This is a genomic window from Brevibacterium sp. HMSC07C04, assembly GCF_001815905.1.
GTDB lineage: Bacteria > Actinomycetota > Actinomycetes > Actinomycetales > Brevibacteriaceae > Brevibacterium.
Genome location: NZ_KV823283.1, coordinates 55141 through 79987, shown reverse-complemented (window position 1 = coordinate 79987; position 24847 = coordinate 55141). Strand labels below are relative to the sequence as shown.

Annotated in this window: 28 protein-coding genes, 1 tRNA gene and 1 other RNA gene; 21 read left to right on the top strand and 9 right to left on the bottom strand. The window is 61.3% G+C overall.

What is annotated here, in order from left to right; translation table 11 throughout:
- Positions 1-28: 28 nt before the first annotated feature.
- Positions 29-691: a DUF3800 domain-containing protein gene (locus HMPREF3162_RS10440; RefSeq protein WP_083318991.1), complete on the bottom strand. Its 663-nt coding sequence runs from the start codon at positions 689-691 to the stop codon at positions 29-31.
- 171 nt (positions 692-862) lie between these two features.
- On the opposite strand from HMPREF3162_RS10440, the gene HMPREF3162_RS10435 reads away from it, so the two are divergent.
- From HMPREF3162_RS10435 to HMPREF3162_RS10420, 4 genes are all read left to right on the top strand, one after another.
- Positions 863-1933, top strand: coding sequence for an AI-2E family transporter (locus HMPREF3162_RS10435; RefSeq protein ID WP_083318990.1), 1071 nt, complete (start codon positions 863-865; stop codon positions 1931-1933).
- Between the two features lie 10 nt (positions 1934-1943).
- Positions 1944-2537, top strand: coding sequence for a peroxidase-related enzyme (locus HMPREF3162_RS10430; protein ID WP_070573075.1), 594 nt, complete (start codon positions 1944-1946; stop codon positions 2535-2537).
- A 161-nt stretch (positions 2538-2698) separates the two neighbouring features.
- Positions 2699-4222 (top strand): acetaldehyde dehydrogenase ExaC, encoded by a 1524-nt coding sequence (locus tag HMPREF3162_RS10425; protein WP_070777769.1) that lies wholly within the window; start codon positions 2699-2701, stop codon positions 4220-4222.
- A 2-nt stretch (positions 4223-4224) separates the two neighbouring features.
- A complete protein-coding gene (locus HMPREF3162_RS10420; RefSeq protein WP_070777768.1) occupies positions 4225-4668 on the top strand; it encodes a DUF779 domain-containing protein in 444 nt (147 codons plus the stop codon).
- Between the two features lie 69 nt (positions 4669-4737).
- Here HMPREF3162_RS10420 and HMPREF3162_RS10415 read toward each other — a convergent pair whose 3' ends face one another.
- Together HMPREF3162_RS10415 and ffs are read right to left on the bottom strand one after the other, a co-directional pair.
- Positions 4738-6201 carry a L,D-transpeptidase gene (locus tag HMPREF3162_RS10415; RefSeq protein WP_070777767.1) on the bottom strand — a complete coding sequence of 488 codons (1464 nt, stop codon included), beginning with the start codon at positions 6199-6201 and terminating at the stop codon, positions 4738-4740.
- A 231-nt stretch (positions 6202-6432) separates the two neighbouring features.
- Positions 6433-6528, bottom strand: an RNA gene (gene ffs, locus HMPREF3162_RS10410) — signal recognition particle sRNA small type.
- Between the two features lie 246 nt (positions 6529-6774).
- Between ffs and HMPREF3162_RS10405 the strand changes: the two genes are divergently transcribed.
- Both HMPREF3162_RS10405 and HMPREF3162_RS10400 read left to right on the top strand, forming a co-directional pair.
- Positions 6775-6860 (top strand) — tRNA-Ser (locus tag HMPREF3162_RS10405).
- Positions 6861-7096: 236 nt separating this feature from the next.
- Complete coding sequence (locus tag HMPREF3162_RS10400; protein WP_070777766.1) at positions 7097-7804, top strand: DUF1345 domain-containing protein; 708 nt, start codon at positions 7097-7099, stop codon at positions 7802-7804.
- Here HMPREF3162_RS10400 and HMPREF3162_RS10395 read toward each other — a convergent pair.
- Positions 7782-8270 carry a hypothetical protein gene (locus HMPREF3162_RS10395; protein WP_070777765.1) on the bottom strand — a complete coding sequence of 163 codons (489 nt, stop codon included), beginning with the start codon at positions 8268-8270 and terminating at the stop codon, positions 7782-7784. The genes HMPREF3162_RS10400 and HMPREF3162_RS10395 overlap by 23 nt on opposite strands.
- Positions 8271-8595: 325 nt before the next feature.
- On the opposite strand from HMPREF3162_RS10395, the gene HMPREF3162_RS10390 reads away from it, so the two are divergent.
- From HMPREF3162_RS10390 to HMPREF3162_RS11835, 3 genes are all read left to right on the top strand, one after another.
- Positions 8596-8820, top strand: coding sequence for a hypothetical protein (locus HMPREF3162_RS10390; RefSeq protein ID WP_141759594.1), 225 nt, complete (start codon positions 8596-8598; stop codon positions 8818-8820).
- Between the two features lie 59 nt (positions 8821-8879).
- Positions 8880-9041: a hypothetical protein gene (locus HMPREF3162_RS11840; protein WP_176747352.1), complete on the top strand. Its 162-nt coding sequence runs from the start codon at positions 8880-8882 to the stop codon at positions 9039-9041.
- Positions 9042-9332: 291 nt separating this feature from the next.
- On the top strand, positions 9333-9491 hold the full coding sequence (locus HMPREF3162_RS11835; protein WP_176747351.1) for a hypothetical protein: 159 nt from the start codon (positions 9333-9335) through the stop codon (positions 9489-9491).
- Positions 9492-9804: 313 nt separating this feature from the next.
- Here the strand turns inward: HMPREF3162_RS11835 and HMPREF3162_RS10380 are convergent, their stop codons facing one another.
- The 3 genes from HMPREF3162_RS10380 to HMPREF3162_RS10370 all read right to left on the bottom strand — a co-directional run bounded on the left by HMPREF3162_RS10380 (position 9805) and on the right by HMPREF3162_RS10370 (position 11483).
- Positions 9805-10182 (bottom strand): hypothetical protein, encoded by a 378-nt coding sequence (locus HMPREF3162_RS10380; RefSeq protein WP_070777762.1) that lies wholly within the window; start codon positions 10180-10182, stop codon positions 9805-9807.
- A 56-nt stretch (positions 10183-10238) separates the two neighbouring features.
- Positions 10239-10649, bottom strand: coding sequence for a hypothetical protein (locus HMPREF3162_RS10375; RefSeq protein ID WP_070777761.1), 411 nt, complete (start codon positions 10647-10649; stop codon positions 10239-10241).
- A 297-nt stretch (positions 10650-10946) separates the two neighbouring features.
- Positions 10947-11483 carry a type 1 glutamine amidotransferase domain-containing protein gene (locus tag HMPREF3162_RS10370; protein WP_070573099.1) on the bottom strand — a complete coding sequence of 179 codons (537 nt, stop codon included), beginning with the start codon at positions 11481-11483 and terminating at the stop codon, positions 10947-10949.
- A 278-nt stretch (positions 11484-11761) separates the two neighbouring features.
- Here HMPREF3162_RS10370 and HMPREF3162_RS10365 point away from each other — a divergent pair, with 278 nt between their 5' ends.
- On the top strand, positions 11762-11944 hold the full coding sequence (locus HMPREF3162_RS10365; RefSeq protein WP_070424012.1) for a CsbD family protein: 183 nt from the start codon (positions 11762-11764) through the stop codon (positions 11942-11944).
- 99 nt (positions 11945-12043) lie between these two features.
- Here HMPREF3162_RS10365 and HMPREF3162_RS10360 read toward each other — a convergent pair whose 3' ends face one another.
- Positions 12044-12601, bottom strand: a complete 558-nt coding sequence (locus HMPREF3162_RS10360; protein WP_070573101.1) for a hypothetical protein — start codon at positions 12599-12601, stop codon at positions 12044-12046.
- 135 nt (positions 12602-12736) lie between these two features.
- Here HMPREF3162_RS10360 and HMPREF3162_RS12070 point away from each other — a divergent pair, with 135 nt between their 5' ends.
- Positions 12737-12871 carry a hypothetical protein gene (locus HMPREF3162_RS12070; protein ID WP_256278250.1) on the top strand — a complete coding sequence of 45 codons (135 nt, stop codon included), beginning with the start codon at positions 12737-12739 and terminating at the stop codon, positions 12869-12871.
- Positions 12872-12969: 98 nt separating this feature from the next.
- Here the strand turns inward: HMPREF3162_RS12070 and HMPREF3162_RS10355 are convergent, their stop codons facing one another.
- Positions 12970-13422 carry a flavodoxin family protein gene (locus tag HMPREF3162_RS10355; RefSeq protein ID WP_070573102.1) on the bottom strand — a complete coding sequence of 151 codons (453 nt, stop codon included), beginning with the start codon at positions 13420-13422 and terminating at the stop codon, positions 12970-12972.
- 30 nt (positions 13423-13452) lie between these two features.
- On the opposite strand from HMPREF3162_RS10355, the gene HMPREF3162_RS10350 reads away from it, so the two are divergent.
- The 10 genes from HMPREF3162_RS10350 (at position 13453) to HMPREF3162_RS10305 (ending at position 24814) form a co-directional block, all read left to right on the top strand.
- On the top strand, positions 13453-14328 hold the full coding sequence (locus HMPREF3162_RS10350; protein WP_070777760.1) for a Sir2 family NAD-dependent protein deacetylase: 876 nt from the start codon (positions 13453-13455) through the stop codon (positions 14326-14328).
- Positions 14329-14400: 72 nt separating this feature from the next.
- Positions 14401-15018 (top strand): TIGR03085 family metal-binding protein, encoded by a 618-nt coding sequence (locus HMPREF3162_RS10345; protein WP_070777759.1) that lies wholly within the window; start codon positions 14401-14403, stop codon positions 15016-15018.
- Positions 15019-15068: 50 nt separating this feature from the next.
- Positions 15069-17918: a DNA polymerase III subunit gamma and tau gene (locus HMPREF3162_RS10340; RefSeq protein WP_070777758.1), complete on the top strand. Its 2850-nt coding sequence runs from the start codon at positions 15069-15071 to the stop codon at positions 17916-17918.
- Positions 17915-18517 carry a recombination mediator RecR gene (gene recR / locus HMPREF3162_RS10335; protein WP_070573112.1) on the top strand — a complete coding sequence of 201 codons (603 nt, stop codon included), beginning with the start codon at positions 17915-17917 and terminating at the stop codon, positions 18515-18517. The genes HMPREF3162_RS10340 and recR overlap by 4 nt, the downstream gene beginning before the upstream one ends.
- 57 nt (positions 18518-18574) lie before the next feature.
- Positions 18575-19870, top strand: a complete 1296-nt coding sequence (locus HMPREF3162_RS10330; protein ID WP_070777757.1) for an aspartate kinase — start codon at positions 18575-18577, stop codon at positions 19868-19870.
- Positions 19867-20898: an aspartate-semialdehyde dehydrogenase gene (locus HMPREF3162_RS10325; protein ID WP_070573117.1), complete on the top strand. Its 1032-nt coding sequence runs from the start codon at positions 19867-19869 to the stop codon at positions 20896-20898. The genes HMPREF3162_RS10330 and HMPREF3162_RS10325 overlap by 4 nt, the downstream gene beginning before the upstream one ends.
- Before the next feature lie 159 nt (positions 20899-21057).
- Positions 21058-22158, top strand: coding sequence for a metal ABC transporter solute-binding protein, Zn/Mn family (locus tag HMPREF3162_RS10320; protein WP_070777756.1), 1101 nt, complete (start codon positions 21058-21060; stop codon positions 22156-22158).
- A gap of 87 nt (positions 22159-22245) precedes the next feature.
- Positions 22246-22989 (top strand): metal ABC transporter ATP-binding protein, encoded by a 744-nt coding sequence (locus HMPREF3162_RS10315; protein WP_083304054.1) that lies wholly within the window; start codon positions 22246-22248, stop codon positions 22987-22989.
- Positions 22986-23900: a metal ABC transporter permease gene (locus HMPREF3162_RS10310; protein ID WP_070777755.1), complete on the top strand. Its 915-nt coding sequence runs from the start codon at positions 22986-22988 to the stop codon at positions 23898-23900. The genes HMPREF3162_RS10315 and HMPREF3162_RS10310 overlap by 4 nt, the downstream gene beginning before the upstream one ends.
- Before the next feature lie 11 nt (positions 23901-23911).
- Positions 23912-24814 (top strand): metallophosphoesterase, encoded by a 903-nt coding sequence (locus tag HMPREF3162_RS10305; RefSeq protein ID WP_070777754.1) that lies wholly within the window; start codon positions 23912-23914, stop codon positions 24812-24814.
- Positions 24815-24847 lie beyond the last annotated feature (33 nt).

The following is a 24847-nucleotide window of genomic DNA, read 5'->3' as shown; positions in this document are numbered from 1 at the left end:
CTTTATAGATAGCCGGGGGGGTCATTTTTCACCAGTACCTTGTGTGTCGTTCGAGGAAAATGTTGTGGTCGCTGACATCGGCGCTCTGAAGTTCTTTAATGCGCTTCCAGTATTGGTCGTCGGCTCGTTCTAGGCTGCGAAAATGTGACCAGGCGACATAGTCGGCGACCTGACCCACCGGGTCGTGTTTGATCGAATCGAAATGGATTCGCATCTTCGTGCCGTCGGCTTTGAGTTCCGGCTTCATCTTCGCATGGAAGGCCTTCTGGTTCTTCTTTGTGATGGCGGCGTCGTAGACCATGACGACAGATGAGGCCCTGCCATCCGCCGCTTTTCTGATGTACCTTGCGAGAGCACCTGCAAAGATGCTGTAGAACTTGCCGTGATCGTGAACGCGGGGTGAGGCGTAATGTTTGTTTGCCCAGATTGAGTGGATGGTGAACTGCGGCAGAGACTCGATCGTGTCGAACATTCGTTTCCGCACGCCGGGTGAATCTTCTGTCGCGTGGAAGTATGGCCGCTCCATGTCGTATTGCATGAGTTCGTATTTCAGAGCGAGCACTTTCGCGGCAGTATCTACGGGATTGCGTGTGATCACCGCCGACATGACGAAATAGTCAGATCCCTTGGCGCTGAATTCCATGTCCCCAGATTCGTCTACGTAGACGTAGAGCGGGCGTGCCGTGTCCACAGGGTGTCACCGTCCTGGTTATTCTTCGCCTTGCTGGTGGGCGGCTTTATCTTCAAACCCCTAAACTATCCGTCCCGTTTACGAAACTCATCAGTTCAAGCCTGCTGATCGCCCTCGGCCTGGCGGTCGAGAAGGCCTGAGCTCAGCCCGCCCGGGCTCTAGACTGAACGGGTGAGCGCAATCAAGATCAACGATCGGAACGCGAATCCTTTTGTCATAGGGTTCCTCGGCATGCTCGGCGCGGGCCTGGCATACGGTCTCTTTCACCTGGTGGACGACCTCGCCGGAGTCATAGTCTGCATTGCCTGCGCACTGTTCCTAGCTCTGGGGCTTGAACCGGTCATCCGCTTTATGACCAAACGGGGGATCAAACGCGGGTGGGCTGTCACCATCACATCGCTGGCCGTGGTCATAGCCGTTGCCGGTGTTGTGCTCATCGTCGTGCCGCCCGTGGTGCGGCAGGTACAGCAGTTCATCGGCAATGTTCCGCACATCATCGACGACATCATTCGCAGGCCCTGGTTTGGAAAGCTAGAAGAGAACCTGCCTTTCGGCATCGACCTCAACGAGGGGCTTGAAAGTGCCGGCGTCTGGTTCTCAGACCCAGCCAACCTGGCCAATGTCGGCGGCGGTGTTCTGACGATCGGTGCGGGAGTGCTGACGTTCACCACGACTCTCATCATCGTCATCATCCTCACCCTCTACTTCGCGGCAGGGCTGCCCAGCATCAAATCTGCTTTCTACCGGCTCATGCCCGCGCGCAAGCGCGAGGACGTCAAAGACGTCACAGAGGAGATCACCGGCTCTGTCGGCCGCTACATTCTGGGTCAGGGGGCGCTCGCCGTCACGAACGGCGTGCTGTCGGCGATTTTCCTTACGATCATCGGCGCCCCGCTGCCCGCTCTTTTGGCGTTCATCGCTTTTCTCGGTTCGCTCATCCCACTGGTCGGCACAATTTCGGCATCGATTGTCATCGTGCTGTCGTGCCTGATGAGCTCACCGACTCTGGCCCTTATCGCCGCGATCTACTATCTGGTGTATATGCAGATTGAGGCCTATGTCTTCAATCCGCGCATCATGAAGGCCGTTACCGATGTTCCGGGGCCGATCGTCATCATTGCCGCGATTGCCGGTGCAACCCTCGGCGGAGTGCTCGGGGCGGTCGCTTCAGTCCCTGTTGCTGCGTCGCTGCTCATCATCTACAGGAAAGTGGTCATTCCGCACCAAGACGCAAAGAAGTAACCTGTCTCACATGACTGAGCGATTTCCAGATGCAGTTCTGACAGACCTTCCCGACGACATCCGACAGCGAATCGAAGACGAAGCTGAAAAATCCGGCTTCATTCCCAATGTCTTCATCAAGCTGGCCCGCCGACCTGCTGAGTTCCGAGCGTTCTTCGCCTACTACGACGCGCTCATGGACAAAGACACCGGCAGCCTCAGCAAAGCCGACCGCGAAATGATCGTCACGGCCACATCCTCAGCCAACGGGTGCCTGTACTGCGTGGTTGCCCACGGGGCACTCCTGCGTCTGTTCAAGAAAAGCCCGGACATTGCAGACAAAGTAGCCGTCAACTACAAGCACGCTGACCTCGAACCCCGCGAAACGGCAATGCTCGACTTCGCCATGAAGGTCTGCACGAACCCCGCAGACATCAGCGACGACGACTTCACGCGCCTGGCCGAACACGGTTTCGATGCCGAAGACGTGTGGGACATCGCCGCAATCACCGGGTTCTTCGGCTTGTCCAACCGCATGGCCACGGTTTCGGGCATGCGCCCCAATCAAGAGTTCTACACCCTTGGCCGGGTGCCGAAAGACATCTACCAGCAGCTCAACGGCTGAACCACACGCACGAGGTGGGGCTCACCTGCATTGGTGAGCCCCACCTCGTGCGTTAGAACCGGGTGCAGAAACAGCTTGCCTGTTCACCGGTGGGTGCGTAGTTTAGGTGCAGGACACCGACGTCCTGCAGCACTGCACCTGAAGTCTCAAAGGAGAGAATCGTGACGGTTTACGCAGCCCCCAACACACCTGACAGCAAGGTGACCTTCAAGCCCCGCTACGACAACTGGATCGGCGGGCAGTGGACGCCGCCGAAAGCCGGACGCTACTTCGAAAACCCCAGCCCAGTCACCGGAAAAGTCTTCTGCGAAGTCGCGCAGTCAGACGCTGATGACATCGAGGCGGCACTCGACGCCGCGCATAAGGCCGCACCCGCATGGGGCAAAACAAGCCCCGCTGAACGCGCTCTCATCCTCCAGCGGATTGCCGACCGGATGGAAGAAAACCTCGAAATGCTCGCCGTTGCCGAAACATGGGACAACGGCAAGGCGATCCGCGAACCGCTGACCGCGGACATCCCCCTGGCCATCGACCACTTCCGCTACTTTGCCAGCGTAATCCGCGCTCAGGAAGGTCGCCTGTCGCAGATTGACGACAACACCGTCGCCTACCACTTCCACGAACCACTCGGTGTGGTCGGACAGATCATTCCGTGGAACTTCCCGCTGCTCATGGCGGTATGGAAGCTCGCTCCCGCGCTCGCAGCCGGCAACGCGGTGGTCCTCAAACCAGCCGAACAGACCCCGGCCTCGATCATGGTTCTCATTGAGCTGATCGGCGATCTGCTGCCCGACGGCGTAGTCAACATCGTCAACGGCTTCGGCGTAGAAGCGGGCAAGCCGCTGGCGTCGAACCCGCGCATTGCAAAGATCGCGTTCACCGGTGAAACGACCACCGGTCGGCTCATCATGCAGTACGCATCGCAGAACCTCATTCCCATCACCCTGGAACTGGGCGGCAAGAGCCCCAACGTGTTCTTCGAAGACATCATGGACACTGACGACGCTTTCCGGCAGAAGGCCGCTGAGGGCTTCGCGATGTTCAGCCTCAACCAGGGTGAAGTCTGCACCTGCCCGTCGCGAGCATTCGTGCAGGAGAGCATCTTCGATGACTTCGTCGAACTCGGTCTTGAGCGCGTCCGCAACACCAAGCAGGGCAACCCGCTGGACACGGACACGCAGATCGGAGCTCAGGCTTCGAACGATCAGCTTGAAAAGATCAAGTCGTACCTGCAGATCGGCAAGGACGAAGGTGCCGAAGTGCTCATCGGCGGTGAGCAGAACCACCTCGACGGCGACCTCGCCGACGGCTTCTACGTCCAGCCGACCGTCTTCAAGGGCGACAACAGCATGCGCATCTTCCAGGAGGAGATCTTCGGACCCGTTCTCGCTCTGACGTCGTTCACCGACTACGACTCGGTCATCAAGGAGGCCAACAACACGCTCTACGGCCTGGGGGCTGGCGTGTGGTCGCGCAACGGCGGCATCGCCTACCGTGCGGGTCGTGACATTCAGGCCGGCCGCGTGTGGGTGAACAACTACCACAACTACCCGGCACACGCTGCGTTCGGCGGCTACAAGTCGTCCGGCATCGGCCGGGAGAACCACCTCATGATGCTCGACCACTACCAGCAGACCAAGAACCTGCTGGTCAGCTACGACGAAAACCCCATGGGATTCTTCTGACAATGGCTGACGACAACAGCGGAGGCCTGGAAAGCACCTCGGTGACCGCGCAAGTGGAAGCGCGGCCTGAGATCGAAGGTGAACAGCGCTCGCGCGTGGGGCTGAGCCCGGCGGCGGTGGAGCTGCTGCAGAAGCTGACACAGCAGCACGGTCAGCTGATGTTCCACCAGTCCGGCGGATGCTGTGATGGGTCTGCTCCCATGTGCTATCCGGAAGGTGAGTTCCTCACCGGTGACTCGGACGTGCTGCTGGGTACGTTCACTCTGCCCGATGTGTCCGCAGAGTCTGCGGAGATCGGCTTCTGGATGTCAAAGGAGCAGTTCGAGTACTGGAAACACACCTACCTGCTGGTTGATGCAGTGCCCGGCAGGGGCGGCGGCTTCAGCATTGAAAGCCCCACGGGTCTGCGGTTCCTCATCAGATCGCGGCTCATGGATCAGTCCTGAACCACACGCACGAGGCGGGGCTCACCTGAAATGGTGGGCCCCGCCTCGTGCGTGGTGGAACAGAAAAGGTCAGTCGGTGCTCTCTTCGCCAGCTGATTCGCTGGGAGCAGAGGCTTCCTCATCGGGGGAGTCGGTCGCATCAGCCGACTGTGAGTCCGCTGTGGCGTCTTCCTTCATGGCTTCTTCCGCGGCTTCCCGCTGGTCAGCGGGAATGGCAGCGAGTGCCGTCCAGTCGTCCCATTTGTAGGTCCAGTCTGCAACATCGCCCGAGGAGGGGCTCAGCGAAACGCTCGAACCCTTGATTTCAACCGGGTCGCCGTAGAGTGCGGAGTTGAAGTACTTCTGAGCGCTGCCCGGTGCGAGGTTGACGCAGCCGTGCGATACATTTGCCGATCCCTGCGAACCGACCGACCAGGGCGCACCGTGGATGAATTCGCCGTTGTTGTGGATGCGCACCGCGTGCCTGGTGGGAGTTTCGTAGTCCCACTGCTGGCTGCGCATGACGTAGTAGTCGTGCTTGGACATCACAATGTGCGTGCCGTTGTGGGTTTCAGTGCGTGCGCCCGACCGGCCGAAGGACGCGGGAAAATCCCACTTGGTCTTTCCGCCGCGTTTGACGACCATGCGGTGAGTCTTGGTGTTGCCCTCAACCACCTGATTGCGGTCGACGGTGAACTTCAGTTCGACGTCTTTGGCGCCTTTCTGATTGTCGCCCATGGGAACGTCCTTCAAGTTCATCCGCAGGTCGACGTCAGTGTGTTCGGGCCAGTATTCACGCGGGCGGTAGTGGATGCGCGAAAGCCCGTCGACATCAGGAAGCCACGCCCAGGAGCCCTCCACGTCGCGGTCGTTGCCGTCAGAGTCCTTGAACGTCAGACCCAGACGGCTTTCCACAGTTGCGCGGAACTTCTCTGGCACGATGCTTCCGAAGTTCACAATGATGGGCGCGCCGACGCCGACCTTCTGGTTGTCGCTGATGACGGTGCGGGCGTTGATATCTGCGCGCTTGAGTTTGTCGGTGTCGACAGTGCCGGTCAGCGTGTGCTCTTCGCCGTTGGCGTCAATGGCCGAGGCCGTCCACGTGTAAGTCGAATTGCCTGCCAGCAGGTACGACGATTCCCATTCGGTCTTCTGGGTGTCGGAGTCGTCTTCTGCACCGGCGGATTCCGAAGCATCGCCAGGTGCATCGGCTGTCGACTCAGTCGACGGTGTGGGGCTTTCCGCGGCGGATTCTGATTCTTCCGTTGAACCGTCGGTGGGTTTTTCGGTTGAATCGGCGGAGTCGTTCTTGATCTCGCCGAGGTCAACGAGGGCGCCTTCGGCATCGTTGTCGACGAGGCGAACATCTTCGAACGAACCGTCCGTGACTTTGAGGGCGAGCTTTTTCCCAGGGGCGTCTGCGGTGACTTCCACGGTGGGCTCGGGAACGTCTTTTTTGGCGATTGGGCTCGATCCGTCAGCAACCGCGCATCCGCTGATGAGCAGAAGAGCTGACGTTGCCGCTGCGGCCGCGGGCAGAATGTGAAATCTCACGCGGTATCCCTTCGGAAAGGCTGGTTTTAGAGCGCTGTTCAAGCAGTGTTCGGGCCGTGTTTCTCTGCTGCCAGAGGCACGGTTTTGGGCTCCCGCGATTGTACCGTTCGGCTTTGGTTGGGGTATTGCAACTTGATTGCAAAAGGGTTACAAGCGCCGCGCGTTCGCTATAAGTGCTGATCGGGGCGGTGCGGTGAAGTTATAGAAAAGTGATGGACCGCAGCGGGAAACGTTAAGGGCCCTCCGCGCACCCAGTAGAGCTTGCTTACCCTTGCTACCTTCCGGTCCTGGGGGAGTTCACAAGATGCTGCCACGCGAAGGGCCGAAACGAGTATAGGCCATGACCGGTCGACAAAGCGAACGCCGGGCCCTGCGGCTGAGCTGGCGCGGGCTTTGAGCGGATCTGGGCGCAGTCTGTGTGCGGGAGCGGCTGGGGCCTCATGCGGTTGTTGGGGCGGAGTCGATGATGGGTCGCCGTTCTTGGAGCGCGACAGCGTTAGGAGCGAAAGCCGTATTCATCTGCGGTTTACGGCCAATTCGTCCTTCGGCACATTCTTCTGTATGCTGTCTTGCGGAGGATTCGCATAGCGGCCTAGTGCGCACGCCTGGAACGCGTGTTGGGTTAATAGCCCTCAGGGGTTCAAATCCCCTATCCTCCGCGTTGTGAAGTCCCGGGACATCGTTCACTCGATGTCCCGGGACTTCTTGTGTGTGGGGCTGGTGGTGTGTCGGGTCATCATTCCCCGGCTGTAGGTCCTGCATCCCCAAGCTGGAACATGTGCAGATTAGGGCACATACGGAGGCAAAAACTCACAGCCGAGCCCCGACGTGCACCCCTCCTGCCTGGCTACACTGTCCTCAGCACCCAACCTGCGATGCGAGTGAGGGCAAGCCGTTGAAGACTGCGACCGATGTCGTCCGCTATTCCGTTTCGACCGCTGCGGCGTTCCTCCTGGCCCTGCTGATTGAAACGGCCTGGGTCCTCCTGCTGCGCCCCGACTCGACGGGTGGGTCGCTGCAGACTGAGCTCCTCGTTCTCTTCTACCTGCTGTTCTGGAACCTATTCGTCCTCATCTACGTCACGTGGACGATTCGCAGCTACAAGCCCCTACGCGGACCGGCACTCATCGTCCAGGTGCGTCGAGAAGTCCGGTTACAGAGTCGCTGGTGGGCGCGGGCTTTAGGGTTCAGTGGTGCGACGAACTTCGCCGTCACCGCTGCCGCCTTCGCCATCTTCCTGACCGTCGTGCTCGCCCAGACTGAGGTGGTGCGCCAGTCGCTGCTCTACCTCGCACTCGGCGTCGTCGCCGTTGCCGCCTCCTGGGTGTTCATGGTCTTCGCCTTCGCCGCCGCCTATATGCACCTCAACGTGCTCGGCGTCGAGAAGCGCCACATCCGCTTCCACAGCGAACCACCCGAGGAGTTTGACGACTACCTCACCCTGGCAGTGCTTGCCTCGACGATGGCCGCCGCCATCTCGGCGCAGATCAACACGAAGGCTGCCTGGAGGCAGGTGCGCACCAATGTCGTCGTTGCCTTCGGATTCAACTCGCTCGTGCTTGCGATGATCGTCTCGGTCGTCATCTCCGCCTTGACCCGGTAACGGTGTTCGTCGCACTGGCTGCGGCAGTCGGTGCGACGAGCGCCCGGGCCTGCACCCAGGTGAAGGCGGCGAGCACACAGAACAGTGCCGCGTCGAGGGCGATGTAGATGATATGTACCGAACTGCCCGCCTCTGCAGTGCCGGCGAGTACGGCGCCGGTGCGCGCATTCAGCAGCGGGCGCACGACTGTGACCTTGACGATCAGCAGCCCGGCGATCGTCGCCAGCAGCGTCCAGGCCGGGCGGATCTGCCGGGTCGTGACGACGGCTGCGATGAGGATGAGTGCGAGCACGCCTTCGACGATGTTCATCGCAGTGAACACAAGCCGTCCGATCCCCAGCCCCAGCGGGATCGTGATTCCGGGAGCCTGGAACTTCAGCGGCGCCTCGATGAGGTCGATGGCGATGATGAGGCCCAGCCAGATCGCAGGGATGACGAGCCGGGCAGTCAGGGCAACAGGGCGCATGGCGGCAGTCTACGCCAGGCCGGCGCCACCGCCGTAAAGCGCTGGTCAGCATGCTCAACCGAAAATCCCCAAACGGCAGCCGACATCCTGGGAGCACTTTATGATCGCCGATAGCGCCTGCCACGCCGAACTTGCCCTCGACCTAGATCGTTGGGGCCGTTACGGGGCACGACGACGGGGTCTGCCGACCGGGGCTATTCACTCCACCGGGTATAGGGGTACACCCCCCGTCCGACCTCATAACGTCTCTGCGGCCTCAGCGAGCTCTCCCCAGAAAACATCCCAACTCCGCGCAACCGCACGGGGAGCCCCAAATAGTGATGTTGTGTCATCATCCGCAACCTGGACGAAGGGCGCGACAATGGGCTATAAAGACTGGTTCAAGGTTGACCCGGCAGTGAAGAAACACAATGCCATGCTCGGTATGGGAAACATCCTCCAAGGCTACGAACTCACAGTCATTGGAGGCGATCAGGCAAACAGCTTCTCCACCAACACGAAGAATCTTCACGCCGAAGTAACAACGTCCGAAAGGCCGACAAATACATAAGTGCGGGCCGCGTTGTCGGAGGGACGTTACTGTTTGGCCCTATCGGTCTAGTTGCCGGAGTGCTCGCAAAGAAGAACCCTAATCGGGTTGATGTCACTGTCACCAAAGACGAACAGCTCCTCGGCATGATCGATGTCAAACCCAAGGACATTCGCAAAGCCGACCAGTTCGCCCAAGCGATTAATCGGTCAGCACAAGATCCGGAAAACTCTGGCGAGTAACAATAATTCTCAAGCCCCCGTCCTCTCGTATCGCAAGGGGTGGGGTCCAAAGTGTTAGGGGAGAGGTCTCCCGCTGGCACAGCCCGCCCTCAGCGCCTCACAGTGAGACTTCCGCGGAATGTGAAAAGGGCCCAAAAGGGCGAGTGCCGGCAGCCAATGATTTAACACAGGGCCGTCTAGTTCGGCCCGAAGGTGGCAGAGGCCATGGCGTGCGCTTCTCGTAGGATGGGTTGAAAGGCTTTGGGTGACAGGAGTCAGAAAATGCGACCAGGATTAGGACAACTGATCGGTTTGCTGGTAATTCTCGCTATTATCGTGGCGATCATTGCCGGGATTCTGTGGGCAGTCCGTGCGATCGTCCAGGCAACCCGTAGGAAGAGCGCGCAGCGTGAAGAAGAGCTGGCGTTCCTGCGCGAGTTGGCACGAAAGGCAGACCGCACCGCCGACTGACTGGTCTCTCGTCAGTAAGTGAGTGCGCTCGCCAGGCTCGAGTCTTACGTGAAGATCTCATGCTGTGCACGTCGGCGGCTCGCCAGTGAGTATCCATAGATTTCACTTAGTTCTTGTGCCGTTGCCCGGCTCCTGGGTGTACCCGTTTTTAGGACGCCAGTAGGACAAAGCGAGAACAAATATTAGAAACGTTTATCCTGGGCAGGGCGTTATAGCTGAGATTCCTCTATCCTCCGCTCGAGAAATCTCGAGGCATCGTTCTTTCGGTGCCCCGAGATTTTTGTGCGGACATGGTAACGGGGCGGTCTAAACCTCACCTGCGGGGAGGGAAGTTCTCCATGTCAATGACCACCGGCTGATAATCGTCGTCAGCCTCGTACACCACGTCACCGGATTCCGACAGGTCCCACTCATCGGCATGGTCCTCGTGGATCCCGTTGGCGATAAGCGCCAGTGCGGCGTGTTGCGCTCCGCGCTTGTTGCCCATCGCAGCTACAGCGGACGACGACTTTGCCTCGACCGCATCCGCCAAGCCGCGGACATCGAACTCGAAGAACACCAAAGACCCCTCGGCATCGCGCATCGGCACCGTCATGATCGGCCCGGCGATTCTGATGTCGCCGACGGCGCCGAGGAGCTCTGCGAGCTGCCCCGCAAGCAGCAGGTCTGAGTCTTTGATCGGTTTTCCCATCAGCACTTCTTCGTTGGGTAGGAGGTGATCACGTTTTTGCCGCCATGCGACAATGGTCACTTCCGGCGCGGCTTGAACGACGTGGAGCACGTCCACGTCTTCTTGCCCTTCTTGGCAGTAACGGTGATCTTGACTGCACGGTTCGGAGACGCGCCCGAGATGTAGTACTTCAGGCTCGCCTTGCCTTGAGTCGAAGCGGTCGCCCGCTTCTTCGTCTTCGTCGTCTTGTAGTGCGCGACGGTCTCGACCTTGGCCTTTGAACCGACTTTCGAGACCTTGACCCAGGTGTTCGAGTACTGGCGCGGTTTGCTGATCGACATCTTCGCCGAGCAGGACTTCGTTGCAGCCGAAGCGGGTGCGACATCGGCGAAGACGGAGCCAGAGATGAGAGCGAGCGCGGCAAGCCCGGCAGCCAGTGAGCGGCGAGTCGAGGCGGCGGCAGAACGGCGGGAAACAACAGCGGGCATTGCAGATCCTTGGAAGAGATGTGAATGAGAAGAGGGTGGCACTGCCTGCGCGGTAGGTAGGTCAAGAAATCATCAGCTGTTTCGTTCCGCAGCGCCGGTGATACGGGGTATCATACGCCCACCGGAGCACCGGCAGAGAATCGGGGTGCACACTTCTGTCTGCCTGTCTGACTCACTGTGCCCGGATAGGCGCCAAGCGCCGGTGTACAGCACACGACGGTGCCCGGGGAAGCAGAGGCGCTGCCCCGGGCACCGGAGTCACTGCCGCAGCCGGCCAGGCTGGTCAGCAGCTGAACGTCACTTCGAGAGGGTCTCGATGAGTGCGTTGTTGAAGACCTCCAGATCACCGGGGTTGCGAGAGGTGATGAGGTTGCCGTCGATGACGAGTTCGGAGTCCTCCCAGGTGGCCCCGGCGTTCTGCATATCGACTTTGATCGATTCGTACGAGGTCAGTCTGCGTCCCTTGGCCAGACCGGTCTGGGCGAGGATCCAAGGGGCGTGGCAGATCGCAGCGACGGGCTTGCCGACTGCGAAGAATGCCTCGACGAGTGCGCTGGCATCGGCATCAAGGCGCAGCGAGTCGGCATTGAGCGTGCCACCGGGCAGCACGAGCATGTCGTAGTCATCGGCATCAGCATCGGCAACCGGGACGTCGACATCGAAAACATCGGCGTGTTCCCAGTCGCCCTCCATAGCCTGCAGAGTGCCCTCGCTGGGGGACACGATGAATGTCTGGGCGCCGGCCTTGTCAAGCGCCGCACGCGGGCTGGTGAGTTCGACCTGCTCGACGCCGCGCGTGAGCAGGAATGCAACCTTCTTATCGGCCAGAGCCATGGTGCTCCTTCCATCAGATGTGTTGTCCACATTTGGGTGAACGACGCAGCCCAAGCGAATATTTCGTGCCCGAAGCGGTGGTGGACTCGCACCTTCCGGCTCACCGCCGGGTGACCCGGGTCATCGCTCCGTCGTGAGGTCTGCGTTCACAGCCTGGGAAAAGCCTTGGCATACCGCCGCATCCAGCGACATCGCTTGAAAGCCAACCGCTTGTGCGAAAGGGTGGAAAGCACCAGGTGCCGTATCCTCGGCGCCGCTGACAGCACAAGGAGAAGACTATGGGTCTCGGAGACGACATCAAGAGCAAGGCTGAAGAACTCAAGGGCCGTGCCAAGGAGGCTGTCGGCGCTGCATCTGATGACAGCGAACTCAAAACCGAAGGCAAGGGCGACCAGGGCAAGGCCAAGCTCGACCAGGTTAAGGGCGACATCAAGGACGTCGCCGACAACTTCAAGAACTGACCGGCTGGACGCAGCCGCGGTGTTCATCACCGCATAGATAACGAGGTGCCGCTCACCTGCAAAGGTGAGCGGCACCTCGTCATTTGGGGTGGGCCGGGGTCAGGCAGCCCCGTACCACTCAGCGTTGCCGACAGCGGCACCACGGTTGGCAATGTGCATGCGAACAGGGGCGGCGGCAACATCCTCGGCAGTGGGAGGTGTGCCAAAGAAGTCAAAAGACAGATCGTCAGGCCGCTGAGATCCGTGCAGCACATTCGTGTGCGCCAAAAAATTCACAGCTGGGCCCGTGACGAGATACGAATGTCCGTTGGACAGTTCGACGATGAGAACATCCGGGGAGTGCCCGTAGACGGCCTCAACAGTCAGATGGTCAATAGGTGCCACAGCCTTGCGCAGTCGGCGCAGCGGAACGATGCGCGCCAGCCCGATTCTGATGAAGTAAATGCCGGGCACCACGATCAGCAGCGAAGCCAGGGTTGCCACAGTCTTAGCCGGGACGGACAGCGGTGAAGTCAGAACCGTGTAGACAAGACCTGCCGAGAAGAAGAAAAAAGCGAAGCCGCTGATGAAATTCCAGCTGGGCTGATTGATTTCAGAGGTGATCCACAGCTGATCCTCCTGGCGCAGCTGCGGACGCTCCGCGGGATTCGTGGACACAGAAGCCTTTCTTCGGGGCGGCATTGCAGAACAGTTTATCCGGGTTTTCCCAGCGGGAGTTCACTCGCTGAGCTTTACAGACGGGGGTTGAATGCGTAAGTCTGGAAGTGCAGTCGATTCGAAAGGAGCCCACACATGGGACTCGGAGATAAGTTCAACGACGCTAAAGACAAGTTCAATGACGCCAAGGACAAGGTGGACGAACACCAGGACGACATCAACAACGCCAAGGACAAGGTGAACGAAGTCAAGGACAAGTTCAACAAGTGACCTTGTGATTTCGTCCGGACATGTCCGGATAAGCTGGGCGGCCGCTTCCTAAGCGGCCGCCCTTCGCTTTGTTTGCTGAGTCCGCTGCCTGCTCATGCTCAGCCCATGACTGACGCCGCGACGGTCGCCGCAGCCTCGGTCAGCTGCTCCCTGCGTTCGTCCGTGACATCACCGGTGAAGACAACAGCGGGGGCTGCAAGCCTCCACCCCAAACCGGTCGTGATCTGCTCCATTGCCCTTTCAGCACCGGTTGTGTCGAAGCCGCCGCGAATCCAATACGTGAACGGGCGGCCCTGCGTGGGTTCGCGCACATCGTCGTACACGGTGTCGAAGAAGTGCTTCAGAGCACCAGAGATATAGCCGAAGTTCGCGGTGGTGCCCAACACGTAGGCGTCAGCCGCAAGAACATCCTCGACGGTTGCTTCGAGAGCCTGGCGCTCAATGAGTTCAACGCCGTCCAACTCCGGCATGCATATGCCCGCCCGCGCCGCCTCGGCAAGCGGTGTGACCGTGTCGGTGGGGGAGTGGTGAACCAAGAGTACGGTAGCCATACGGCAACTGTATCGCCCGCAAGGAGCCCCATGAGCGTTATTCGCGATCCGCTGCGCGGGATCACCCGCCCGAACCCCAGCCACACGGACGAGCAGATCCTCGACGTAGTGTGCTCCCGGCCTGTCCGCGACTGGGCCGTTCTCACCGGAGCCGGGTTCAGCACGGATTCAGGGCTGCCGGACTACCGTGGCCCATCGTCGGTCAACCGCCAGCCGATGACATACCAACAGCTGACAACATCCCGGGAGAACCACACCCACTACTGGGCGCGCTCCTGGATGGGCTGGCCCGTCATGCGCGATGCCCAGCCCAACGAAGCGCACCGGGCGCTGGCAGAACTGCATCCGGCGTCCCTCATCACACAGAACGTCGACGGTCTGCATCAAAAGGCCGGTTCGCGCGGGGTTCTGGACCTCCACGGACGTCTTGACCGTGTCATCTGCCTGGACTGTCGAGCACTCTACGACCGCGAATGGGTGCAACGCAGACTCGATGAAAACAACACGAGCTTTCGGCAGAATCACAGGGAAGCCCTCGACATGATCGAAATGGCACCCGACGGCGATGTCCCTCTGCGGGACACAGCGGACTTTCGGATGATCGACTGCCCTGCCTGCGGCAGTCTGCTCAAGCCCGATGTGGTGTTCTTCGGCGAAACAGTGCCCAGGGAACGGTCTTTGGATGCTGCCGCCGCGGCCGCTGCGGCGCCAGGACTGATAGCGGCGGGGACGTCTTTGGCTGTGATGTCCGGTCTGCGCCTTGTGCGCCAGGCAGCCAAAGAGGGGCGAACGGTGGTCATCGTCACCGATGGCCCGACGCGAGCCGATGAACTTGCGGACTACAGGTCGCTCAGCCGCGTGGCCGATTTCTTCCGCGCGTGGAAAGACCGAGTCTCCGGACGATGATCAGCTTCTGGGCGGGGACTCTAAGCGCTTGGGGCGTATCCAAATCCGCCCAGTATGACTAGGCTGGGAGGTATGACGAATTTCGCTCGTTCCGAGAGGCTCGCGCTCGCGGCTCTTCTCCGCGAAGTCGGCCCAGATGCCCCTACTCTCTGTGATGGCTGGAGCACACGCGATCTTGCCGTCCACATCGTCATTCGCGACCGCTATCCGTCCGCCATGGCCGGTGAGGCGACCGAGATGACAGCCAAGATTCCGTTTCTGCACAAGCGGGCTGAACAGCGCCGTCGCGAACTCGGCGAACTCGACTGGAAGCAGCTCGTCGGAATGGTCGCAGAAGGCCCCGGAATGCTGTCGCCGGTCGGCTGGGGTCCAGGTGAGATCCTCGCCAACACCGTCGAGTTCTTCGTGCACGTAGAAGACGTTCGGCGGGCCCGCCCCGGATGGTCGAGGCGCAACATCCTGCCCGAACTCGAACAGCAGCTGTGGTCGGCGCTGCCGACCATGGTGCGCATTCCGCCGTGGCGACCCGAAACAGCCGTGAAGTTCATTGCTCCGGGTATTGGGGAGTTCTCGTTCGGCAGAACCGACGTGAAGTCGAAAGTCGTCTCCGGCAAGCCGTCTGAAATCGTGCTCTACGCGCTTGGCCGACAGGAACAGGCGCAGGTCGAGGTGCGGTCGGAGAAAATCTGAATGGGGCCTGGTCAAGGTTTCCTGTCAGTGCCTCCCAGTAGGCTGTAGACGTGTCAACAGCTCTGTACCGTCGCTATCGCCCCGACACCTTCGACCAGGTGATCGGGCAGGAACACGTGACCGACCCGCTCAAAGCCGCTTTGGCCGGCGGGCGCGTCAATCACGCCTACCTGTTCTCCGGTCCCCGCGGCTGCGGCAAAACCACCAGCGCGCGCATTCTTGCCCGCTGCCTCAACTGCTCAGAAGGCCCCACGCCCACTCCGTGCGGTGAGTGCGCCAGCTGCCGGGACCTTGCCACGGGCGGTCCGGGTTCCCTCGACGTTGTGGAAATCGACGCCGCATCGAACTCCGGTGTTGATGACGCGCGCGACCTGCGCGAACGTGCTGTCTACGCTCCGGCCCGCGACCGCTACAAGGTGTTCATACTCGACGAAGCCCACATGGTCACACCCCAGGGCTTCAACGCGCTGCTCAAACTGGTGGAAGAACCACCGGAGCACGTCAAATTCATCTTTGCGACGACCGAACCGGAAAAGGTCATCGGGACCATTCGCTCCCGCACTCACCACTACCCGTTCCGCCTGGTCCCGCCGGACACCATGACCTCGTACCTCGACCACCTGTGCCAGCAGGAAGGCGTGCCGGTGGGCAAGGGCGTTCTGCCGCTGGTGGTCCGCGCCGGGGGCGGTTCTGTGCGCGATTCCCTGTCTGTTCTCGATCAGCTGATCGCCGGATCGGGGCCGGAGGGAATCGACTACGGAAAGGCCACGGCCCTTCTGGGCTACACGCCGGATTCTCTGCTGGGAGACATCGTCGATGCTTTCTCGGCGGGCGATGGCGCGGCTGTCTATCGCGTAGTCGATCGGGTCATCGAATCCGGTCAGGACCCCCGTCGCTTCGTCGAAGACCTCTTGGAGCGCATTCGCGACCTGCTTGTCATCAGCACCTCCCCGCAGAACGCTCGGGCGTTCCTTCCGCAGGCTCCCGAAGACCTCTTGGAACGGCTCGTACAGCAATCGCAGACACTCGGGCCTGCGGAACTGTCCCGCGCGGGCGATCTCCTCAACGCCGGTCTGTCAGAAATGACCGGAGCGACATCGCCGCGTCTGCAGCTTGAACTCATCTGCGCCCGCATCCTGCTGCCCGCAATGGACGGCACCCGCAGCTCCGTGCTGTCGCGCGTCGAGCGCATGGAACGGCGGGTCGGCATGCAGGCTTCCGGGGCCGCTGCTGGGATGCCGACCACACCGGCAGGCCAGGCTGCCCCGCAGTCGCCGGAAGAACAGTCGGCCACTGAAGGGCCTGCGGCCAGCGCCGTACGCTCTGGGGCCCAGGCAGGCGTGCCTGAGCCGGGCAGCGCTGCTTCGCGGCGAGAAGACTCCGCGCAGCCAGTGCATAGCCCGCAGTCCGATTCGAGCGATTCCTGGGACGACCTTGACGATCTTGCCGATGTTGCATCGCAAGCAGAGGCACTCGCCTCGGGGCAGAGCGAACCGCGGCAGGAAGGTCAGAAGACCGCCAACGCAGAAAACAGCGCCCCACAGCCTGCCCCACCGGCGGCTGAGCAGCCGCACGCTGAACAGTCACACGTTGAACAGCGCACTGAACCCCAGCGGGAATCGACGAAGGCGAATGAGCCACGGCCGAGCGAGCCCAGCCAGCCGCAACCGCAGCGGAACCAGCCCAGCCAGCCGCAGTCCGGCGAAGCCCAAACGAAGCCAAGTCCCGCCGGACACGACATCGATGCCGTCCGCCGCTCCTGGCAGGCGATCCTCGACGTGGTCGGACGCAGCGCCAAGCTCGCCCGCGCGGTGCTTGCCGGCAACGCCGTGCCCCAGGACCTGCAGGACGGCCGCCTGCTGCTGGCCTTCAACAACCAGGGTGCCGTCGGGGCATTCACGCGCGGATCAAACACACAGGCCCTCGAAGCCGCCGTCAGCGAAGTCCTCGGAATGACAGTGAAAGTCGACATAGGCCAGGTGGGCGAACACGTCAACCTGCGCATGGACACACCCGCCTCGGGCTACCAAGCACCCGCGACTCACGAAAACCCCAGCCGACAGCATCAGCCGCAGGCGCCTCGGGGAAATGAAAACCGCGCAGCCCGCCCCGGCGGCCGACCAACAGAAGCACAGATTCAGGCAGTCGTCGGCCAACAGGCCATGGACCAAGAAGTCTCCGACCGCGAACAGTACTGGCAGCAAACCCCCGAAGACGACGACCAGGAGGGTGACCAGCCGGCCGTCGAACATGACGAACACCGGGCCGAACCCGAACCTGCCTCAACCCACAACAGGGAACAAGAAGCGCAGCCAGCCCCCGCCGCCGAACGTGAGGCTCAACCGGAACCCGCCTCCGCCTCGGCAGACAACTGGGAAGCCCCGTCGGAAGACACCGGGACATCCTGGGGGCAGGGAGCCGTTGAAGCCCCGGCGCTCGTAGTGCCGCCGCCAGCGGACATCGACGACGCCCCGGAAGAACAGCCCGTCCCCGGCGAAAAGAACCAGACAGCTGGCCCGGACAACTCAGCGCATGAGCAAAGCCCGGCAGATGATGAATACGACTTCATAGGCGCGTATGCCGACGAAGACATCTTTGCCGGACCACCCACCTCGGCGGTTCAGGAGCCAACCCCGCAGCACCGAGAAAACCCTTACGCCTATGTTGGCAATATGGGGCAGGCCGGCAGCCGCGCTCAGTCCGCCCAACCCGAAACCGCGGAAGCCTGGCAGGAAACCGGGCACACCCCAACAGCTGCCGAATGGGGTGCAGCCGCCGAATCCGACTACCCCGACTTCAACGTCGACGAAGACCTCGACGTGTCCGAATCCCCCGAAGTCGGCATTCCCGTCGTCCAGCGGCTGCTGGGCGGAGTCGTCCTCGAAGAGATCACCGAATGAGTGTTTACGAAGGCGCGCTTGCCGACCTTGTCGAAGAGTTCGGCAAACTTCCCGGCATCGGCCCCAAATCCGCACAGCGACTTGCGTTCTACATCATGCAATCGCCGCGCGAAGACGTCGATTCGCTCATCAGCGCCCTGACCAGCGTCAAAACCCACGTGCGCTTCTGCGACCAGTGCGGAAACGTAGCAGAGGGGCAGCTGTGCTCCATCTGCTCCGACCCGCGCCGCGACAGCAGCCTCATCTGCGTTGTCGAAGAGCCCAAAGACGTCGTCGCACTCGAACGGACGCGCGAATACCGCGGGCTCTACCACGTGCTCGGCGGCGCCATCGACCCCATGTCAGGCGTAGGCCCCGACGACCTGCGGATCCGCGAACTCCTGCCCCGACTCCAAAGCGACGACATCCAGGAATGCATTCTCGCCACCGACCCCAACCTCGAAGGCGAAGCAACAGCCACCTACCTCATCCGCCTGCTGTCCTCAATCGGCGTCACCGTCTCAAAACTGGCGTCTGGTCTGCCAGTCGGCGGTGATCTCGAATACGCTGACGAAGTCACATTGGGAAGAGCGTTCCAGGGCCGCACCAAGGTCAGCTGAGCGCCGTCCTCTAAACTGATCAACGGTAAACAGCGCTGCCGGAAGAAAGTGTGAGAAGTGAGCCTAGTCGTCCAAAAATTCGGCGGATCCTCCGTAGCCGACGCCGACGGGGTCAAGCGCGTTGCCAAACGGATTGTCGAATACCGAAAGGCCGGTCACGACGTCGTTGTCGTCGTTTCCGCAATGGGCGATTCGACAGACGACCTCATCGACCTCGCTCAGGAAGTCTCACCGTTGCCTCCGGCCCGCGAACTCGACATGCTGCTGACAGCGGGAGAGCGCATCTCCATGGCCGTGCTCGCCATGGCGATTGCCAACCTGGGCTACTCCGCCCAGTCGTTCACAGGCTCCCAGGCAGGCGTCATCACAGACGAAGCCTTCGGCCACGCCCGCATCATCGACGTCACCCCAGGCCGCATCCAGGAAGCCGTAGCCAAGGGCAGCATAGCGATTGTCGCCGGTTTCCAGGGCGTTTCCCAGAACACCAAGAACATCACCACACTCGGCCGCGGCGGATCCGACACCACGGCAGTCGCACTCGCGGCCGCCCTGGGCGCCGACGTGTGCGAAATCTTCTCCGACGTCGACGGCGTGTTCACCGCTGACCCGCGGATCGTTCCCACCGCCAGCCAGATCGGGACCATCTCCTACGCTGAAATGCTCGAACTGGCCGCCAGCGGAGCCAAAATCCTCCACCTGCGCGCCGTTGAATACGCGCGCCGCTACGGAGTGCCCATTCACGTGCGCTCCAGCTTCAGCCCCCACCCGGGCACCTGGGTGACCGACGAACCCGTACCCCGCGAATTCGCAAACGACGTAAAGAAGGAAGCCATGGAACAGGCCATCATCTCCGGTGTTGCGCACGATCGCTCCGAAGCCAAGCTGACCGTGGTCGGCGTCCCGGACGTTCCGGGCAAGGCCGCGGAGATCTTCCGGATCGTGGCAGGCGAAGAGATCAACATCGACATGATCGTGCAGAACATTTCGACAGCGAAGAACAACCGGACCGATATTTCCTTCACGCTGCCCATGTCTGACGGTGCCAAGGCCATGAGAGCCCTGGAGGCTCAGCGCGACAACGTGGGCTTTGAAGAGCTGCGGTATGACGACCAGATCGGCAAACTCTCCGTGGTCGGGGCCGGCATGCGCTCGCACCCCGGAGTCACAGCCTCGCTGTTCGAAGCGCTCAAAGAAGCCAAAATCAACATCGAAATGATTTCGACGTCCGAAATCCGCATCAGCGTCGTCACCCGCGCGGACGTCCTTGATGACGCCGTCCGCGCCGCACACACCGCGTACGGTCTGGACGGATCTGAAAGCGAAGCAATTGTCTACGGAGGTACAGGACGATGAGCCTCAATATCGGCATTGTCGGGGCCACCGGCCAGGTCGGCGAAGTCATCCGCGACATTCTCGAAGCCGAACCCGGCTTTGAAATCGCCAGCGTTCGCTTCTTCGCCTCGGCCCGCTCGGCAGGAAAGACCCTGCCGTTTCGCGGCGAGCAGATCGTTGTCGAAGACGCCGCCGAAGCAGACCCCACGGGGCTGGACGTGGCGCTCTTCTCTGCTGGCGGTGCGACTTCGCGGGCGCAGGCCGCCCGCTTCGCTGCCGCCGGTGTGACCGTGATCGACAATTCATCGGCATTCCGCGGTGACGACCAGGTGCCGCTCGTGGTGTCTGAGGTCAACCCGGAAGCGCTCGACTCGATCCCCAAGGGGATCGTTGCGAACCCCAACTGCACGACGATGGCCGCAATGCCGGTCCTCAAACCCCTCCATGACGAGGCGGGGCTCCTGCGGCTGAAAGTCGCCACCTACCAGGCGGTCTCAGGTTCCGGCCTGGCGGGAGTGAACGAACTCTACGGTCAGGCTGAAGACGTTCTTCCCGACTCCAAGCAGCTTGTGCGCGACGGCACGGCCGTGCGCTTCCCGAAGCCGAACGTGTACACCGACCCGATCGCGTTCAACGTTCTGCCGATGGCCGGTTCGCTCGTGGACGACGGTTCGGGCGAAACCGATGAAGAGCAGAAGCTGCGCAATGAATCCCGCAAGATTCTGGGTCTGCCCGAACTTCTTGTTGCGGGCACATGCGTGCGCGTTCCTGTTTTCTCCGGCCACTCGCTTGCAATCCACGCGGAGTTCGAAAACGACATAACCCCGCAGCGAGCTGAGGAAGTCCTCTCGGAAGCCGCCGGTGTTGATCTGGCAGACATTCCCACCCCGCTGAAAGCCGCAGGCCGCAACCCGTCGCTTGTCGGCCGCATCCGTGCCGACCAGTCGGCACCTGCGGGCAAGGGGCTGGTGCTGTTCGTGTCGAACGACAACCTGCGCAAGGGCGCTGCGCTGAACACGGTGCAGCTGGCAGCCCTGCTGGATCGCTGACGCATCCAGCCGCCTGAATGTTCTGCGGGTGGTGAGCGGTCATCTGGACCGCCGCCACCCGCTTTTGCATGTCCGCGTAGGCATATGTCTATTGGTAGATGCTGGTGAGCGAAACCTACATTGGGGTGGTTTGCACCTATGTGAAGGAGTTGCACCCTTATGAAGTCTGCACGGATTGCAGCTTTCACCGCAGCTGCTGGCCTGGTTCTGGCCGGCTGCGGGGCAGGCGAAGCCCAATCGGAAGGCTCCGGCGACAAGCTCAATGTTGTCACCTCGACGAATGTCTACGCGGACCTCGCGGCTCAGGTAGCCGGTGACGCGGCGGATGTCGAACCCATCATTTCGGACGCGTCGAAAGACCCCCACGACTACGAAGCGACGTCGAACGACCAGCTCAAACTGTCGAAGGCCGATGTCGTGATCGTCAACGGCGGCGGTTACGACGCGTTCATGACGACCATGCTCGAAGCAGCAGACAAGGACCCGAAGGTGGTCAACGGCGTCGAAGTCTCAGAGCTGCCCGGTGCCGAAGAGAACTTCGCCAACGAGCCGCACGACCATGACCACGGTGACGAGGGCCATGACCATGACCACGGTGAAGAAGGTCACGACCATGACCACGGCGAAGAAAGTCACGACCACGACCACGGTGACGAGGGCCATGACCATGACCACGGTGAAGAAGGTCACGACCATGATCACGGCGAAGAGGGCCACGACCACCACGACCACGGTGCGTTCAACGAACACATCTGGTACTCCGTTAGTGCCATGAAGAACGTCGTCGACTCGATCGAAGACACCCTGTCTGAAGAAGATCCTGACAACAAGGCGGCTTATGAAGAGAACGCCGATAAGCTTCAGGGTGAGCTCGACGGTCTGATGAAGAAGGCTGACGAAGTCAAGAAAGCAGGCAAAGGCAAGAAGAGTGCTGCAACTGAACCCGTTGCACTGTGGCTGTTCGAAGACCTCGGACTGGAGACCACCACACCGCAGAAGTTCCTGTCGGCAGTAGAAGCAGGATCGGACGCGGCCCCCGTGGTTCTCAAGCAGGCCCAGGACCAGATCAAGAAAAAGGAGGTCGCAGTCCTCGGCTTCAACCCGCAGGCAGTGAACGAGCAGGCTGAAAGCCTGCGCAAGGCCGCTGACGACGCCGAAGTGCCGGTGGTAGAACTACCCGAAACTCTCAACGAGGGCGAAACCTACGTCGACTGGATGGGATCGCACATCGACGACGTCGACAAAGCCCTCAAAGGCTGATCAGCTCTAGCCCTCGAAAGGACGTGTTCCCCCATTAACAGTCCCGCACTGTCGATTGCAGACGGCCAGCTTCGCTTCGGCGAAAGGGTGCTGTGGCACCACCTGTCCATTGATGTTGAGCCCGGTGAGTTCATTGCCGTGCTCGGACCCAACGGCACGGGCAAAACTTCGCTGCTGAAAACACTGCTCGGCCAGTACCGGCTGTATGAGGGAACCGTTGAAGTCAACGGCCACGCGGCATACCGCGGCGACGCGGATGTCGGCTACGTGCCCCAGCAGCGGGGTGTCGACCGTGACACTCCGCTGCGGGCCCGCGACCTGGTTCGCTTTGGAATCGACGGGCACCGTTTCGGCTTCGGCCTGCCCAGCCGGAAAAAGGAACGACGGGTTGACGAACTTCTAGACCAGGTTGGGGCGACTGGTTTTGCCGACAGCCCCGTAGGCATCCTCTCCGGCGGTGAACTGCAGCGACTGCGGCTGGCCCAAGCGCTTGCCAGCGATCCCAAGCTGCTGCTGTGCGATGAACCGCTGTTGAGCCTCGACATCAACCATCAGCACCTGGTTGCTCGCCTGCTGGATGAGAAACGACGCGAACGGAATATGGCTATTCTGTTCGTCACCCACGAAATCAACCCGATTCTGAAGTACGTGGACCGGGTCCTCTACATTGCCGGCGGCCATTTCCTGGTGGGCACCCCGGACGAAGTGCTGACCTCTGAAGCGCTGAGCTCCCTGTTCGGCACGCGGATCGAGGTGGTGACCGTCGGCGGTCAGCTGGTTGTCGTCGGCACCGAAGCAGATCATCATCACCCGGAGGAGACCGAACTGTGAGCAGCCTCTTCACCTTCGAAGACTACGGCGAACTGCTGTCGCTGCTGTCGAACTCGATTATCGCCGCAGCGCTTTTGGGAGTCGTCGGCGGTGTTGTCTCCGTGTTCGTCAAAATGCGCGACATCGCCTTGGCCGTGCACGGCATTGCCGAGCTCTCCTTTGCCGGGGCTGCATTTGCCCTGTTCGTCGGCTATGACGTTGTGTACGGTTCGATCATCGGCTCGCTTCTGGTTGCGCTCATCATCGGCGTCGGCAGCATACGGTCTTCCGAGGCGAACTCGATGATCGGTGTGCTCATGCCGTTCGGCATCGGCTTGGGAATCCTGTTTCTGGCACTGTACGACGGGCGCTCAGCCAACAAATTCGGTCTGCTGACCGGGCAGATCGTCGCCATCAGCCCAAGCCAGACAAAGCTGCTCATGGTGTGCGCAGGTGTTGTGCTGGCCGTCATCTTCGTCATCTGGCGGCCGCTGCAATTCGCATCAGTCGATCCCGAGATCGCCAAGGCAAAAGGCGTTCCCACCGGCATGCTGACAATCGTGTTCATGGTGACCCTCGGACTTGCAGTTGCCCTGTCCGTGCAGGTGGTCGGAGTGCTTCTGGTCATGGCTCTGCTGGTCACCCCAGCCGCGGCGGCCATGCAGCTGTCATCCCACCCCATCGTCGTTCCCGTCCTGTCGGTTGTCTTTGCCGTGACGTCCTCGGTCGGCGGAATCCTCATCGCCCTGGGGTCGCCGGTTGTGCCCATCAGCCCGTTCGTGACGACCATCAGCTTTCTCTTCTACGTCATTGCCCGGATCATCGGCGGGTACCGCACCAACCATCAGCTTGAGGCGCGCAACCGTCGTCTGGGAGACCTCGACAAGCACCCTCACCTCGCGCAGGATCCGAAAGCCGCAGCGGGCGACTAGACTTCGGCACTATGACTTGTTCTGCTGCCCGCCCTCTTAGCCGCGCGGCACTGGGGCTGACCGTCGCTGCTGTGGCGACCGCAGCCTACGGTGTGCTTGTCGAACCGAACCTGTTCACGGTGCGCCGCGAAAGAATCGCGGTCCTGCCGCCGGGCCGCGCGCCCGTGCGGATTCTGCACATTTCGGATCTCCACCAAACGGCCTGGCAGAAGCGCAAACCGCAGTGGGTGCGCAGTCTGGCGGACACCCTGCAGCCGGATTTTGTTCTCAACACCGGCGATAACTACGGAGGGCAGACCAAATCGACGGTGCTTGAGAGCCTCGATGATCTGCTGGATGTCCCCGGTGCGTTTGTTCTGGGATCGAATGACTTCTGGGGGCCGAAAGTCAAAAACCCCGCTCGCTATCTTCTGGGGCCTTCGAACGTGGCAAAGGCCCACAGCAACCCGCCTGACTTGGATGCGCGCGGGCTGGTGGATGCGTTTGAGCAGCGCGGGTGGGTGCAGCTGGACAACCGAAGCGCCGCTTTTGACATCAACGGCACGCGGGTCGGCCTGTCTGGTCTCGGTGATGCGCACATGAAGGCCGATGCGCCCGAAGCCTCTGCTTTTCCCGATGATTCGGAAGTCAGAATCGGAGTGACCCACGCCCCGTATTCGCGCGTGCTCGATCGTCTTGCAGGTGCGGGCGCGCAGCTGATTGCTGCCGGGCATACGCACGGCGGGCAGATCCGCGTGCCGTTCTACGGGGCACCGGCCACCAACTGCGACCGTCCGCGCAGCGAAGCTCGCGGTCTGTTTCGTCGGGGCCCGGCACTCGTCAACGTGACCGCGGGGGTTGGAGTGGCCCCGATGGCGCCGGTGCGGTTGTTCTGCCGCCCCGAGGTGTCTGTACTGGAGCTTGTTGAACGCTGACCGGTCTGGCTCAGCGGAGTCTTGTCCTGTGTG